This window comes from Mesorhizobium sp. B2-3-10 (genome assembly GCF_006442275.1).
In the GTDB taxonomy this organism is placed as follows: Bacteria; Pseudomonadota; Alphaproteobacteria; order Rhizobiales; family Rhizobiaceae; genus Mesorhizobium; species Mesorhizobium australicum.
Window position 1 is genome coordinate 253,673 of the sequence record NZ_VFVT01000006.1, and the last position, 14,580, is coordinate 268,252.

At 62.6% G+C, this 14,580-nt stretch carries 12 protein-coding genes; 6 read left to right on the forward strand and 6 right to left on the reverse strand.

Annotated elements, in window-relative coordinates:
* Nucleotides 1-239: 239 nt before the first annotated feature.
* The 4 genes from FJ943_RS19335 to FJ943_RS19350 all read left to right on the forward strand — a co-directional run bounded on the left by FJ943_RS19335 (nt 240) and on the right by FJ943_RS19350 (nt 6,400).
* Complete coding sequence (locus tag FJ943_RS19335) at nt 240-1,817, forward strand: trimethylamine methyltransferase family protein (protein ID WP_140723880.1); 1,578 nt, start codon at nt 240-242, stop codon at nt 1,815-1,817.
* 167 nt (nt 1,818-1,984) lie between these two features.
* Nucleotides 1,985-2,470, forward strand: a complete 486-nt coding sequence (locus FJ943_RS19340; RefSeq protein WP_140723883.1) for a DUF559 domain-containing protein — start codon at nt 1,985-1,987, stop codon at nt 2,468-2,470.
* Complete coding sequence (locus FJ943_RS19345; RefSeq protein ID WP_140723886.1) at nt 2,467-5,037, forward strand: FAD-dependent oxidoreductase; 2,571 nt, start codon at nt 2,467-2,469, stop codon at nt 5,035-5,037. The genes FJ943_RS19340 and FJ943_RS19345 overlap by 4 nt, the downstream gene beginning before the upstream one ends.
* Nucleotides 5,038-5,044: 7 nt before the next feature.
* A complete protein-coding gene (locus FJ943_RS19350) occupies nt 5,045-6,400 on the forward strand; it encodes a Xaa-Pro peptidase family protein (RefSeq protein WP_140723888.1) in 1,356 nt (451 codons plus the stop codon).
* On the opposite strand, the gene FJ943_RS19355 is transcribed toward FJ943_RS19350, so the two are convergent.
* Complete coding sequence (locus FJ943_RS19355; protein WP_140723891.1) at nt 6,365-7,192, reverse strand: PhnD/SsuA/transferrin family substrate-binding protein; 828 nt, start codon at nt 7,190-7,192, stop codon at nt 6,365-6,367. The two genes, FJ943_RS19350 and FJ943_RS19355, sit on opposite strands and share 36 nt — an antisense overlap.
* A 94-nt stretch (nt 7,193-7,286) precedes the next feature.
* Nucleotides 7,287-8,297 carry a fatty acid desaturase gene (locus FJ943_RS19360; protein ID WP_181166283.1) on the reverse strand — a complete coding sequence of 337 codons (1,011 nt, stop codon included), beginning with the start codon at nt 8,295-8,297 and terminating at the stop codon, nt 7,287-7,289.
* Between the two features lie 228 nt (nt 8,298-8,525).
* Between FJ943_RS19360 and FJ943_RS19365 the strand changes: the two genes are divergently transcribed.
* Nucleotides 8,526-9,383, forward strand: a complete 858-nt coding sequence (locus FJ943_RS19365; RefSeq protein ID WP_140714851.1) for a helix-turn-helix transcriptional regulator — start codon at nt 8,526-8,528, stop codon at nt 9,381-9,383.
* Nucleotides 9,384-9,504: 121 nt separating this feature from the next.
* Entirely contained in the window at nt 9,505-10,527 is a 1,023-nt protein-coding gene (bmt, locus tag FJ943_RS19370; protein ID WP_015317437.1) for a betaine--homocysteine S-methyltransferase, read from the forward strand.
* 18 nt (nt 10,528-10,545) lie between these two features.
* Here bmt and FJ943_RS29685 read toward each other — a convergent pair whose 3' ends face one another.
* The 4 genes from FJ943_RS29685 to FJ943_RS19390 all read right to left on the reverse strand — a co-directional run bounded on the left by FJ943_RS29685 (nt 10,546) and on the right by FJ943_RS19390 (nt 14,577).
* Nucleotides 10,546-10,728: a hypothetical protein gene (locus FJ943_RS29685; RefSeq protein WP_224623363.1), complete on the reverse strand. Its 183-nt coding sequence runs from the start codon at nt 10,726-10,728 to the stop codon at nt 10,546-10,548.
* 219 nt (nt 10,729-10,947) lie between these two features.
* A complete protein-coding gene (locus tag FJ943_RS19380; RefSeq protein WP_140615938.1) occupies nt 10,948-11,643 on the reverse strand; it encodes a glutamine amidotransferase in 696 nt (231 codons plus the stop codon).
* A 160-nt stretch (nt 11,644-11,803) separates the two neighbouring features.
* A complete protein-coding gene (locus FJ943_RS19385; protein ID WP_140723894.1) occupies nt 11,804-14,014 on the reverse strand; it encodes a VWA domain-containing protein in 2,211 nt (736 codons plus the stop codon).
* A 2-nt stretch (nt 14,015-14,016) separates the two neighbouring features.
* Nucleotides 14,017-14,577: an RNA polymerase sigma factor gene (locus FJ943_RS19390; RefSeq protein ID WP_140723897.1), complete on the reverse strand. Its 561-nt coding sequence runs from the start codon at nt 14,575-14,577 to the stop codon at nt 14,017-14,019.
* Between the last annotated feature and the right edge of the window lie 3 nt (nt 14,578-14,580).

Below are 14,580 nucleotides of genomic sequence, written 5' to 3' on the forward strand. Positions count from 1 at the left end.
TTCAACGCGCAAGTATGTCAGAAGTAAAAGACGGTACTGTAATGCCTCTTTAAATCTGCACCATCCGACAGCCTCACGCAGACCCTGCCGGCGCGCCGGTGTGGTCAGGGCGGAGTCGCGGCCACCTGGCTGCCGTTCCGGCATGTCGCTTCCCTCGCTCTAGTGGTCGCCGCCTCCGCAATGGCCGGAGGGGCGCCGGTCCATTATGCCGCCCGTTATCGCATCCTACGAGGACCATCATGACCGCCGCCCTACAACCCTCAGAACCGGCATTGGCGCCCGACCGTGCCCGCCGCGGCGGTCGCGCCGGCAAGCGCGCCGGTGGCTCGGCCGCGTTCGAGCAGCCGGCTTTCCGCCAACTGAAAAATCCGCTGACGCCGACCAAGCTGGTGTCCGAGGACGAGCTGGAATCGATCCACCTCGCCTCCTTGCGGGTGTTGCGCGAGATTGGCGTAGACGTCCTGCACGACGAAGCCCGCAGCATCATGAAGGCTCACGGCGCCGACGTACGCGAGGGCTCGGAGCGCGTGCGCTTCGACAGCGACATGATCCTGGAGCTGGTGTCGAACTGCCCGTCCGAATTCACCATCCATGCCCGCAACCCCGAGCACAATGTGCGCTTTGGCGGTGACAATCTGATCATCTCGATGATGGCCTCGGCGCCCAATTGCTCCGACATCGATCGTGGCCGCCGGCCCGGCAACCAGCAGGATTATCGCAATTTCCTGCGGCTGGCGCAGATGCACAACATCCTGAATTGCACGGGCGGCTATCCGGTCGAGCCGACTGACATCCACCCATCGGTTCGCCATCTCGAATGCATCCGCGACCTCGCCACGCTGACCGACAAGGTGTTCCACATCTATTCGCTCGGCAAGGAGCGCAATGTCGACGGCATCGAGATCACCCGCATCGCGCGCGGCATCAGCCATGAGCAATTGCTCGCGGAACCGTCCGTCTTCACCATCATCAACACCAATTCGCCGCTCAAGCTCGACGTGCCGATGATGGAAGGCATCATCCAGATGTCGAGCAAGGGCCAGGTCGTCATCGTCACGCCCTTCACCCTCTCGGGCGCCATGGCGCCCGTCACCATCGCCGGCGCGCTGGTGCAGCAGAATGCCGAGGCGCTGTCCGGCATTGCCTTCGCCCAGATGGTCAGGAAGGGCGCGCCGGTCGGCTATGGCGGCTTCACCTCTAACGTCGACATGAAGTCCGGTTCGCCGGCCTTCGGCACGCCCGAATACATGAAGGCACAGCTCGTCGGGGGCCAGCTCGCCCGCCGCTACAACATCCCCTACCGCACCTCCAACACCTGCGCCGCCAACACCGTCGATGCGCAGGCAGCCTATGAAAGCGTGTTCTCTCTGTGGGGCGCGGTGCAGGGCGGCGGCAACCTGATGATGCATGCGGCCGGCTGGCTGGAAGGCGGCCTGCGCTGCTCCTACGAGAAGACCATTCTGGATATCGACCTGTTGCAGATGGTGGCCGAATTCCTGACCCCGCTTGACCTTTCCGATGAAGCGCTCGGCTTCGACGCCATCCAGTCGGTCGGCCCCGGCGGCCACTTCTTCGGCACCCAGCACACGCAGGACCGCTACAAGACCGCGTTTTATTCGCCCATCCTTTCGGACTGGCGCAATTTCGAGACCTGGGCGGAAGCCGGCTCGCCAACGGCAATGGAAAAGGCCAACAAGGTTTGGAAGGAGCGGCTGGCCTCCTATGAAGAGCCCTACATGGATCCCGCCATCCGCGAGGAGCTCAACGCCTTTGTTGCGAAGCGCACAGCTGAAGGCGGCGCGCCGACCGATTTTTGAGCGGCAGTGTTCGTTTTGATGAGCCGATCATTCGTATGGATTCGATGAATAGTCGACCCCCACTCCGTCGAGCTTCGCTCGACACCTCTCCCCCGATCGACGGGGGAGAGGAAAAGCGCGAGCCTAGCCCAGTTGGCTCCCTTCCTCTCCCTCCGGAGGGGGGAGAGGTGGCGCTGCGAAGCAGCGACGGAGTGGGGGAAGGCGCTCCTCAAACGCGCAGTCGCCGAAAAACAGGCACAACCCAGAGAGCCAGAAAACTCAGGCAAGGCGACAATCAAGCGGAAGCACTGCTTTGGCTCGAACTAAAAGCCCGCAAGCTTGGCGGCTACAAGTTCACGCGACAGTTCTCTATCGAACCCTACTACGCTGACTTCGCCTGCCGCGAAAAATGGCTTGTTGTCGAAGTCGACGGACACCAGCATGCGGACAGTCCCTATGACCGCCGCCGCGACGACTTCATGCGCGCTCAGGGCTATTCGATCCTGCGCCTTTGGAGCCATGACGTCGTGAAACATCGCACTTCCGTCTGTGAAACCATCCTTGCCGCGCTTGACGGCAAGCTGATCGAAAACATCGCTGTATCCGACCTCCGCTTTGTCTTCGTGTCCCATTCCTCCGATTCAATCTCTTCAAAAACGGACGTATCCTCATGAAATCCCATGCAAAAGCGGTTGTTATTGGCGGCGGTGTCGTCGGCTGCTCGGTGCTCTACCACCTGGCCAAGGCCGGCTGGACCGACATTATGCTGATCGAGCGCTCGGAGCTCACCTCCGGCTCGTCCTGGCATGCGGCCGGCGGCTTCCATACGCTGAACGGCGATCCGAACGTCGCCAAGCTGCAGGCCTATACGGTCCAGCTTTATAAGGAGATCGAGGAGATTTCGGGCCAGTCCTGCTCGCTGCACCTGACCGGCGGCGTGATGTTGGCCGATACGCCCGAGCGCATGGACTTCCTGCGCCTTGCCCACGCCAAGGGCCGCTATCTCGGCATGGACACCGAACTGATCACGCCGTCCGAGGCCAAGGCGATGTTCCCGCTGATGGACGAGACCAATTTCGTCGGCGCCATGTGGGATCCGGTCGAAGGCCATCTCGACCCCTCCGGCACCACCATTGCCTATTCCAAGGCGGCCAAAAAACTCGGCGCCGAAATCGTGCTGCGCAACCGCGTCGTCGACCTGACACAGCAGCCGGACGGCACCTGGAACGTCGTCACCGAACAAGGCACGGTTCACGCCGAACATGTCGTCAACTGCGGCGGCCTGTGGGCGCGCGAGATCGGCCGCATGGTCGGCGTCGAGCTGCCGGTGCTGGCCATGGAGCACATGTATCTCTTGACCGAGCCGATGCCGGAGGTCGAGGAGTTCAACAAGTCGACCGGCCGCGAAATGATCGGTGTGCTCGACTTCAAGGGCGAGATCTACACCCGCCAGGAGCGCAACGGCATCCTGCTCGGCACCTATGAAAAGGCCTGCAAGCCGTGGTCGCCGGTCAACACGCCGTGGGACTTCGGCCATGAACTGCTGCCGCCCGATCTCGACCGCATCGCGCCGTCGCTGGAAATCGGCTTCAAGCATTTCCCCGGCATCGAAAAGGCCGGCATCAAGCAGATCATCAACGGCCCCTTCACCTTCGCGCTCGACGGCAATCCGCTGGTCGGCCCGGTGCAGGGCCTGACCAATTTCTGGTGCGCCTGCGCCGTCATGGCCGGCTTCAGCCAGGGCGGCGGCGTCGGCCTGGCGTTGTCCAACTGGATGGTGCATGGCGATCCGGGCTTCGACGTCTGGGGCATGGATGTCGCCCGCTTCGGCGAATGGGCTGGGCTGCGCTACACCAACGCCAAGGTGCGCGAAAACTATTCGCGCCGCTTCTCGATCCGCTTCCCCAACGAGGAACTGCCGGCTGCCCGCCCGGCGCAGACGACGCCGCTCTACGACACCATGCTCGCCAACAATGCCGTGATGGGAGACTCTTGGGGTCTCGAAACCCCGCTCTGGTTCGCGCCTAAGGGCAGCGAGCCGAAAGACGTCGTCTCCTTCCACCGCTCCAACGACTTTGGACCGATCGGTGAGGAAGTGCGCGCCACGCGCGAGCGCGTCGGCGTCACCGAGATCGCCAACTTCGCCAAATACGAAGTGTCGGGGCCGGGCGCGGAAGAGTTCCTCAACCGGCTGATGACCAACCGCATGCCGAAGACCGGCCGCATCGTGCTGACACCGATGATCAACGAGTTCGGCAAGCTGATCGGCGACTTCACCATAGCCAAGGCCGGTGAAGACCGCTTCATGATCTGGGGCTCGTCGGCAGCGCAGAAATACCACATGCGCTGGTTCGAAAAGCACCTGCCCAAGGATGGTTCGGTGCGCATCCACCGTTTCGACCAGACACTCGTCGGCCTGTCGATCGCCGGCCCGAAATCGCGCGACCTCCTGCAGAAGCTGGTCGATATCGACATCTCGACCAAAGCTTTCCGCTTCATGGATTTCCGCGAGATGGCGGTCGGCGGCGCGCCCTGTATGGTCAACCGCATCACCTATACCGGTGACCTCGGCTACGAGATCTGGATGGCGCCAGCCTATGAGCGCCTAGTCTACAAGGCGATCAAGGACGCCGGCGAGGAATTCGGAATCGTCGATTTCGGCATGCGCGCCTTGCTGTCGATGCGCCTGGAAAAGAATTTCCCGACCTGGTTCCGCGAGTTGAGGCCGATCTACGGGCCGTTCGAAGGCTCCATGGACCGCTTCATCAAGCTCGAGAAGAACGACTTCATCGGCCGTGAAGCCGCCGCCAAGGAACAGGCGCAAGGGCCGAAACTACGCCGCGTCTCCTTCATCGTCGATGCCGCCGATGCCGACGTGATGGGCGACGAGCCGATCTGGGCCAAGGTCGACAAGGATTACGGCACGGTTGAAAAGCCGCATGGCTACGGCGCGCCGCGCTTCGACACGTCAGGCAAGGAAATACGTGGCTCGAAGGCCGCCGAAGGTGCGTCGGCCGTGCGCGGCATCGTCGACGGCGACTGGCGCGTGGTCGGCTGGGTGACATCGGGCGGCTATGCGCACTACGTGCAAAAGTCGATGGCGCAAGGCTATGTGCCGGCCGCCCTTGCCGAGGATGAAAGCGCGGGCCTGTTCGAGATCGAGATTCTTGGGTCTCGGCGTCCGGCCCGCATCAATGTCGAGGCACCCTTCGACCCAAGCGGCGAAAAGATGCGGACCTGAGGACCGGATGGACAGCGGGGCGCCAAAGGGAAGCTTCGGCCGGCACCGCAAGATCATGCCGTTTGTATCAGGCTCGATCGAGGCGCTGCGCGACGCCTCCCGCGAGAAGGCGGCTTCGCTCAACCAGCATGTGCTGGGCTATGGCGCGCAAGCCGAAGCGGAATGGGCGGCGGCGGGTATTACCGCGCCCGACCTGCCGGCAATGCGAAAATACCGGCTCGAGCGCATCCGCGCCGAGCTGAAGCGCCGCGGCTATGCCGGCGCCTTGCTCTATGATCCTGTCAACATCCGCTATGCGACCGACTCGACCAACATGCAGCTCTGGGTCGCGCACAATCCGACGCGGCATTGCTTCGTCGCCACCAAGGGTCCGGTGGTGCTGTTCGACTACTTTTCCTGCGAGCACCTGTCCGATCATTCCGGCATCGTCGACGAAGTTCGGCCGGCCGTGTCGTGGATGTATCTTTATGGCGGCGAGCTGACCGAGCAGAAAGTCCGCCGCTGGGCCGCCGGTATCGCCGATTTGGTCAGGGAGCATGGTGGCGGCAACAACCGCATCGCCATCGATCACATCAACCCGGAAGGCGTTGAAGAACTCCACCGCCTCGGCATTTCCATCGGCAATGGCGAGGCGGTGATGGAAAACGCGCGGCTGATCAAGTCGCCGGATGAAATCCTTGCCATGCGCCGCGCCATCATCGCTTGCGAGGCGGCGATGGGCGAGATGGAACAGGCGCTCAAGCCCGGTATCTCCGAAAACGAATTGTGGGCGCAACTCCATCGCGGCAACATCGCGCGCGGCGGCGAATGGATCGAGACGCGGCTGCTGACGTCGGGACCGCGCACCAATCCGTGGTTCCAGGAATGCTCGTCGCGGATCATGGAGGCGGGCGATCTCGTCGCCTTCGATACCGATCTGATCGGCCCTTACGGCTTCTGCGCCGATCTCTCGCGCACCTGGCTCTGTGGCGATACAAAGCCGACCAACGAACAGCGCGACCTGTTCCGCATCGCCGCCGACCAGATCGAGTACAACACCGCTTTGATGCAGCCCGGCGTCTCGTTCCGCGATCTGGTCGAACGCTCGGCTGTACCGCCTGGAGACTGCTTCCCAACCCGCTACGGCGTACTCTACCACGGCGTCGGACTGGCCGACGAATATCCGACCTTGCCGCATGCCAGCGACTGGACATCCGACACACCCGACGGCGTGCTGGAACCGGGCATGGTGCTGTGTGTGGAGAGCTATATCGGCCGGCTTGGCGGGCGTGAGGGTGTCAAGATCGAGGAACAGATCCTGATCACCGACACCGGCAACGAAAAGCTTTCAACCTACCCGTTGGATTCGAGGCTGCTCGGCTAGCCCGGCAAGCGCTTCGCGCATCGCGCGCACGGTCTTTTCCGGCGTCGTCCTGGCGGTGATGTAGGGCAAGCCTTTGCGTCGCGCCGTCCAGCCGACGATCACGATCTTGCGCGCCGCCGGCTCGAAACGCCGTGCCAGCGCCCAGCTTTCGCAATCGATCGCGGCGACGTCCGCTTTGCCTTCGGCGACCGCCACGATCGAGTCGCGATGGCCGCCGCTTTCGCTGTGCGATGAAAATATGTCCAGGTTTTCGCCGGCCGCTTTCAGGTCGCGCGTCAGCGCGATGATGCCCGACATGGAATCGAGGCTGTTGAAGGTGAAGCGCCTGCCCCGGATGAGATCGAGCGGCAGCAAGGCCTTGCCATCGGTGGGCGACCGAACCTCCGGCCCCTCGCCCGACCGCATCACCAGCGCGCTCGAATAAAGTTCGCCCTGCCCGCCTTCATAGGCTTCATAGCTTGGCTGACCGACCACCTGCACATGCCGGGACAGACCGAGTTCCATCGGCCCCCAGCAGGTCTGCGCGAACAGCAGCGCCGGATGCATCCAGAGCTTGTGGAAATCGAGTTCGTCCGGCGGCAGCGTCGCCGGATCGGGCGCGACGAGTTTACCTTCGCCGTCCCGAATGCCGCCCGGCACCGGCGGCAGGTCGCCATTGCGGCGCACGATGGATTGCGGCGCATCGATACCCCTTCGCCGGAATGAATCGCGCAACCACGCCCATTGGGCGTCGACCTCGTCGCGCGCCTCCGGCCAGTCATACATCGGCAACGCCGCAATCAATTCGCTCATGCCGATATCAAACCACCATGCCGGGACAAAGGATCGCAAAAACGCGGCGCCCAATCAGAATTGGCCGACACGTTATCCACTCTACACGCGGATACTATTCCTTGGGCGGTTCGGCGGGAACCGGCGCGCTGCCAAGCCCACTGATGCTGCGTGCCCTGACGCGCGGCTTGAACGCCCTGCCCGGCTCGGGCGCGCGCCGCAGAACCGGATGCACGATCGGCTCCTTGGCCTTGAAGGCATAGGATCTGAGCAGCGCGAAATAGTTCGGATAGGCATAGCCATTGTTCATCCGCAGCCATTCCTCACGCCGGTCACGAAACAGCTTCGGCAGCCGGTACCAGGCGATGGTCGGGCTCTTGTGATGGACGAAGTGCAGATTGTTGTTGAGGAACAGGAACGACAGCGGTGAGCGCTCGACAATCACCGTGCGGCCTTCCGGATGCTCCGACCACTGGTGCTCGGCATAGGTGCGGATCGAGATCAGCGACTGGCCGAGCCAGACCGGCACCAGCACATAGAGCCAAACCGGCATGCCGAAGCCGAACTGCACGACCGGCAGCACCACGGCAAGGCCTATCGCATGCAGCAGCCAGGCCTTGCGGATCGCCTTGTCTCCGGCAATCACGTGCTTGGCGTCATCGATGAAGAAGCCGATGCAGGACAGCCATGGCCCCAGGACGAGGCGACCGGCCATGGTGTTGTTGACCTTCAGCACGAATTTCATCAGCGGCGGCATTTCTTCGTGCATCCAGAGCGCCTGGTAATAGCTCTCGGGATCGTCGAGCGGATCGGTCAGCCGCTCGTCCGCGTGGTGGCGCAGGTGAATGGTCTTGAAACGGCGGAACGGCCAGGCAAGGCCGATCGGCAGGAAGACGAAAGCTTCATTGACGAGGCCGTTGCGGGTCGGGTGACCATGCAGCACCTCGTGCATGATAGAGGATTGCAAAGCCAGCGTGACGGCCATGACGATCAGTGCAGCTATGGGATATGACGGCCAGAGGAAGAAGCCGGCGGCCAACCATGTGCCGTAGCAGAAGAAAGCGAGAACCACGGTCGGCCATTCGATGGCCGATCTGCTGCTTCGACGGATGCTCTTGCCAGTCATGCTATCGACCACTGTCCTCAGTCGCCGGAACCCCAACCGGTTCCTGACAGCATTGTGTCAGGAGATATGATTCCACTCAACGCGACAAAGTGCACAAAATGGTGCGTCTGCGCATTCTTGGCTGCATATGTTATACATTGTAAACAGTCTTAGGGATTCGTTTACGCCTGAAGCGCTTCTTCGGCCGCTTCGGCGAAAAATTTTCCTCCCGATCCAAGGAGTGAGATGATGGACAAGCGCGACTTGTCGGCAATCTTCCGGGAGCGTCTGAAGCTCCTCCTGACACGCTCCGACCTCAACCAATCGGCTTTCGCGTCAGCAGTCGGCATCGACAGGTCGGCGCTGTCGCAACTGATGTCAGGTGCCTCGACCCGCCTGCCGCGCGCCGAAACCTTGCTCAACATCGCCGCCGAATTCAAAGTGTCGCTAGACTGGCTGCTTGGTCTTAGCCAGGACGAGGGCGTGACCGGCGAAATCCGCGAGAGCCTGGAGATCGAGGAAGCGCCCGACGGTTTCGACCGCACGCTGCTCGCCAAATGGTTCGCGGAAGCGGCGGGCACCAAGATCCGCTATGTGCCGGCTGGCATTCCCGATCTCCTGCGCACCCACGCGCTCGTCGACTACGAAGCCAACATCACCAACAGGAGCCGACTGGCGCAGGCCAGCGAAACGCAATACCGCATCGAGTACAACCGGCGGCCGGAAACCGACATGGAAGTCTGCATGCCGCGCCACACGCTGGAGATCTTCGCCCGCGGCCTCGGTGTGTGGGACCGTTTCCCGGCGGCCGACCGCCAGCAGCAGCTTGCCCATATGGCGACGCTGCTCGACGACCTCTACCCGACCTTCCGCCTGTTCCTTTATGATGGCCGCATGCGCTATTCGATCCCGCTGACCATATTCGGCCCCTATCGCGCGGCGATCTATGTCGGCGACATGTATGTGGTGCTGAACGCCACCCAGCCGGTCCAGGCCCTGACCCAACATTTCGACAATCTGATCCGCGCCGCCGACATCAATCCGCACGAAGCGGCCGCCTTCGCGCGCAACCTGGCCGGCATGTCGTTCGCATCAGGCTCTACCTGAGCGCTCAGCACCGCATTCTCATTGACTGGACATAAAGACTTCTTTATATCCTTATTCGAATTCCCAGACATGTTCGAATTCCAAGACACGGTTCGAATTCCAGGACACGAAAGCCAATCCGATGACGACGAGCAATCCGATCGATGCGCTGCTGGCTGAAAAGGGTGTGCTGCTGGCCGATGGCGCCACGGGCACCAATTTGTTCGCCATGGGTCTGGAGGCCGGCGAGGCGCCGGAACTGCTGAACGAAACCGCGCCCGACACCATCACCAGCCTGCACCAGAATTTCGTCGACGCCGGCGCCGACATCATCCTGACCAACTCGTTCGGCGGCACCCGCCACCGGCTGAAACTGCACCATGCGCAGGACCGCGTGCATGCGCTGAACAAGCGCGCGGCCGAGATCGCCCGCGCTGTCGCCGACAAGGCCGGCCGCAAGGTGATCGTCGCCGGCTCGGTCGGTCCGACAGGGGAACTGCTGGTGCCGCTTGGTGCCATGACCTATGACGAAGCGGTCGACGCCTTTGCCGAGCAGATCGAAGGTCTCAAGGAAGGTGGCGCCGAAGTCGCCTGGATCGAGACGATGTCGGCGCCCGACGAGATCCGCGCGGCGGCCGAAGCCGCTATCCGCGTCGGCCTGCCCTACACCTATACCGGCTCGTTCGACACCGCCGGCCGCACCATGATGGGCCTGCTGCCGAAAGACATCCACGGCGTCGCCGACGGCCTGTCGCAAGCGCCGCTCGGGGTTGGCGCCAATTGCGGCGTCGGCGCTTCCGACATCCTGGCCTCGCTGCTCGACATGACCGAGGCCAAGCCGGAGGCGACTGTCATCGTCAAGGGCAATTGCGGCATTCCCGAATTCCGTGGCACCGAGATCCACTATTCCGGTACGCCGGAACTGATGGCCGATTATGTCCGGCTCGCCGTGGATGGCGGAGCCAAGATCATCGGTGGCTGCTGCGGCACCTCGTTCCAGCATCTGGCCGCGATGCGCAAGGCGCTCGACGCCCACACCAGGGCGGATCGCCCGACCGTCGAAAAAATCGTCGAGCGCATTGGCCCGATGCGCAACAAGGTGGCGACGGCAAACACCGCCGAGACCAGCGAAGCCCGCCGCGAGCGGCGGCGCAGCCGCGCCTGAGGCGATTTCTTTTTGCGGTTATTCGCTGTTGTCGGCGTAGCTTGACTGCGCCGACTGGAAATCGACCACGTTGTCGCCGCGCATTGTTGCCAGCGCACCGGATGCGCTCGGATCGGAAATCTGCTCCAGCATGACGCGGAAGCGGTCATTGGTCAGCGCCGACATGGCGGTGTGGCGCGCCTGCGCGACATCGTCGCTCATGCGTCTGGATTCGGCTGACGGGGCTGATAAACTCGCCGAAGCGTCCCGTGCCGGCGGAGTCGGGTTGGCGATGGTTGTGATTTTCAATTCCGGCTCCCTCAAGCCTTAGACATGACCGGTGTAGCGAGAGGAAATTGCGATCCGGTACCGGAAATGCCGAGCAATTTAACGATCCCGTGCGGGTCGCTCCAATCTTGCGGCAGTATCGTCGTCGACCAGCTAGATCAAAGGCGGAAAAAGTTTACGCAGGAACCCGTTGAACCAGGCGGCCTGCGCTGCATCATGCAGGCTCATAAGACGATCCTGTTCTTCACGCGTCTGCGCGCCCGGCTTGTCATAGTTCGCGGTCGGGCGGTCCTGTACACGTCGAAAACCTGTACGCGTGACTTCCGCGTGGAACTGCAATCCGTAGATCTTATCACCGATGCGAAAAGCCTGGTTGGGAAACGAGGCGCTCGAAGCAAGGTGCTGGGCGCCTTCAGGCAAATCAAAGCCGTGCCAGTGTGATTGCGTGACATGGATCGGCTCGGACAGAAAATCCTCCGCTCCCGCTGTCGGGTAGAGTGGATAGCAGCCAAATTCATGCACGCCGCTCACCGGCGGACCGACATGAGCACCGCGATGCCAGGCGATCTGCTGCGCGCCTTGGCAGATGCCGAGCAAGGGGATATCGGAACTCATGCAGAAGTCGATAAATCGGTACTCGTTCACCAAGAATGGATGCAGTGACGTGTCGTAGACATTGTACATTCCGCCGTAGACCACGCCGCCCGCGACATCCTCATCCGCCTCCAGCGCCTCTCCGGCATAGGCTCGACGCAAGACGGGCTGGTAGCCGCTTTGCTGGAGGTAGGCGAACACACGGTCGTCGGCAGGTTCGTCGCCGTGCCGCACCAGGATAATACGTCTCTTCATTGCTCTCTGCCTTCCTCCCGCCAGAATGGGTGGTGGACGACCATGGCGCAACGAAAAAAAGGCCGGCAAGGGCAAAGATCCCTCGCCGGCCTGCCTCACCGCCCGTGGGCCGGTTATCAGAACGATCCCATCATCTGAAAGAAACCGGCCGTCATCGCCACTACCGGTTGCCGCCCAGCGCCGAGGCAAGGCGCACAAGCGAAAGGAACTCGGACCTGTACCCAAACGGGTCGGCTCCTCGGGCGGCAGTGGCAATCTCCATGATCTTGTCGTAGCCGAACTTCGCGGTCGCATCCTCGTCGCGCAGCTTCTGGCCGAAGGCCGCGACGGCGACGGAGAAACGCTGGTCGGTACTGGCCTGATCGAAGGACGCGACCTCGTTGGCCGAGGTCACCGGCGTGGTGATCAGCTTCGAGACGTCCTCGTTGGGCAGCTTGTAGCGGATCTTGACGAAGGCATATTCGTCCGCATTGGCGACGCCGCCATTGTTGACTGTCGCCTGGCCGTAGCGCAGCGGATCGATCTGCTCGCCGCCACCGCCTTTGGGCGTGACCTCGTAGATCGCGGTGACCGAATGGCCCGAGCCGATATCGCCGGCATCGACGCGGTCATTGTTGAAATCCTCGCGGTTGAGCGCCCGGGTCTCGTAGCCGATCAGCCGGTATTCCGACACCTTGTCCGGGTTGAACTCGACCTGGATCTTGACGTCCTTGGCGATGGTGAACAGCGTCGAGGAGGCATCTTCGACCAGCACCTTCTCGGCCTCGGCCAGCGTGTCGATATAGGCGGCGGTGCCGTTGCCGTTCTGGGCAATGGTCTGCATCATTTCATCGTTCAGATTGCCGCGGCCGAAGCCGAACACCGACAGAAACACGCCGGTCTTGCGTTCGCTCTCGATCAGCCGCTTCAGGTCATCATCATCGGTCTGGCCGACATTGAAGTCGCCGTCAGTGGCAAGCATCACTCGGTTGACGCCATCCTTGATGAAGGACTGCTGGGCAAGCTTGTAGGCTTCCTTGATGCCGGCCTCGCCTGCCGTCGAGCCACCGGGCTGCAGATTGTCGATGGCATTGAGGATCTTGTCCTTCTCGGCAACCTTTGTCGGCATCAGCACGGTGCCGGCATCGCCCGCATAGGTGACGATCGAGATGGTGTCGTCGGCCTTCAGCTTGCTGACCAGCAGCCGGAACGCCGACTTGAGCAGCGGCAGCTTGTCCGGTTCGTCCATCGAGCCCGACACGTCGATCAGGAAGACCAGATTGGCCTTCGGCTGCTCGGTCGGCTTGATGTCGAAACCCTTGATGGCGACGTGCATCAGCTTGGTGTGCGCGTTCCACGGCGTCGGCATGACGCTGACGGTCGAGTTGAACGGCGTTGAGGCCGATTCCGGCCCCTTCCAGTCATAAGGGAAGTAATTGATCATCTCCTCGACGCGGACCGCGTCGGCTTGCGGCAGGTAGCCCTGCTTCAGCGAGCCGCGCACGAAGGAATAGGACGCGGTGTCGACATCGATCGAGAAGGTCGAGACCGGGTCTTGCAGTGCCGCATGCACGGGATTGGTCTTGAAATCCTGGACGCGATCGCGGTTTTCCTCCTGCGGCGCGATCTGGTCGGCCGGGATGGCCGCCGGCTGCTGCGGGGCCATAAGCTTGGGCTCGGCTCCCTGGACGCGATTGGCCCGCGCGGCATTAGGCGCGTTTGGCATGAGGCCGGCACTCTCCCGTGAAACCTCGCCGCTGGGTGCGGGGGCCGGCCTGGAGGTCGGCAAAGTTCCATACTCCACCTCCTTGCCGCTGTAGGTCTTTAGGTCAAACCTCGACGATACAGTGGGGCTCACCGGCGCGCCCGGTTGTGCTGCGCCACCGGCGGCATCCGATTCGGAGTTCGGCGGTGCGGCCGGCGTAAGAGCATCGCTGGCGTCGCGGCTTTCCACTTCCGCGGCGGCCTTCTTGTCCTTGGCCGGCGCGGTGGTCACGGTCGGTTCGTTGACGGCCTGATCTCCCGGTGCCTGCTTTGCCAATGGCTTCTGCGTCGCCGGCTTGTCGGCCAGCGTCTCGGTGATCTTCTCGTCGCCGCCGAACGGCGACGGCTGTTCCCTCAGCAAATGGAAGGTGGCGTACCCAGCGATCGGCAGGGCGACGAGCCCGGCAAGGGCCGGCGTGGCAATGAGTTTCTTTTGCATGATCTCGCTCCAGAGCTTTTGTGCTCGCTCCGTGAGACGAAGGCCGCCAACCGATCCTTGGGTGACGGCGGAAATATTTTCCTGATCATAGGCGCGCAGGGCGGCTTCGAAGGCGCGCGCCTTCGCGCTCTCGCCCGGCGCCGGTACCGCTGCATTGCGCAGCTTTCTGAGTTCGTTGTCGTCGACCATGGTCACACTTCCCCGGCTGAACGCATCAACGTCTTCAGCCGTTTCTTCGCTTCATGGATGTGCCAGGAAACCGTCGTCTCCGAGATCGCCATCGCTTCGGCGGCGGCCGCGTGGCTCAAGCCTTCGCCATGGACAAGCATCACGGCATCGCGCTGCTTGTCCGGCAATTGCCGCACCGCCGCCCACAACGCCTCGGTCGGGTCTTCACCCTCGGCCGGGCCTTCGCCCGAAATCAGCGCATGGACGCCATAGGCCTCGATCTTGACCGTCTCGCGCTGGGTCTTGCGCATCGTGTCGCGCGCGGCGTTCATCGTCATGGTGTAGAGCCATGTCGTGAACGCGCCGCTGCCGCGATAATCGCGGATCGCCTTGCCCAGCCTGACACAGACTTCCTGGGCGATGTCTTCGGCATCGGCCTTCCTGCCGCACCAGCGATAGGCGGCGCGATAGACGAAGTCATAGTGACGCTCCAGCAATTTGCCGAAGGCCCCCCTGTCTCCGCCCTTCGCCCGCCCGATCAGTTCGGCGTCGGAGGCTTCGCTCTCATCCAGCATCATCGCCATCAT

Excerpts from the sequence above, each read along its gene's own strand:
- FJ943_RS19335 (WP_140723880.1), top strand. The coding sequence starts at position 240 with ATGACCGCCGCCCTACAACCCTCAGAACCGGCATTGGCGCCCGACCGT.
- FJ943_RS19345 (WP_140723886.1), top strand. The coding sequence starts at position 2,467 with ATGAAATCCCATGCAAAAGCGGTTGTTATTGGCGGCGGTGTCGTCGGC.
- FJ943_RS19350 (WP_140723888.1), top strand. The coding sequence starts at position 5,045 with ATGGACAGCGGGGCGCCAAAGGGAAGCTTCGGCCGGCACCGCAAGATC.
- FJ943_RS19355 (WP_140723891.1), bottom strand. The coding sequence starts at position 7,192 with ATGAGCGAATTGATTGCGGCGTTGCCGATGTATGACTGGCCGGAGGCG.
- FJ943_RS19360 (WP_181166283.1), bottom strand. The coding sequence starts at position 8,297 with ATGACTGGCAAGAGCATCCGTCGAAGCAGCAGATCGGCCATCGAATGG.
- FJ943_RS19365 (WP_140714851.1), top strand. The coding sequence starts at position 8,526 with ATGGACAAGCGCGACTTGTCGGCAATCTTCCGGGAGCGTCTGAAGCTC.
- bmt (WP_015317437.1), top strand. The coding sequence starts at position 9,505 with ATGACGACGAGCAATCCGATCGATGCGCTGCTGGCTGAAAAGGGTGTG.
- FJ943_RS29685 (WP_224623363.1), bottom strand. The coding sequence starts at position 10,728 with ATGAGCGACGATGTCGCGCAGGCGCGCCACACCGCCATGTCGGCGCTG.
- FJ943_RS19380 (WP_140615938.1), bottom strand. The coding sequence starts at position 11,643 with ATGAAGAGACGTATTATCCTGGTGCGGCACGGCGACGAACCTGCCGAC.
- FJ943_RS19385 (WP_140723894.1), bottom strand. The coding sequence starts at position 14,014 with ATGGTCGACGACAACGAACTCAGAAAGCTGCGCAATGCAGCGGTACCG.
- FJ943_RS19390 (WP_140723897.1), bottom strand. The coding sequence starts at position 14,577 with ATGGCGATGATGCTGGATGAGAGCGAAGCCTCCGACGCCGAACTGATC.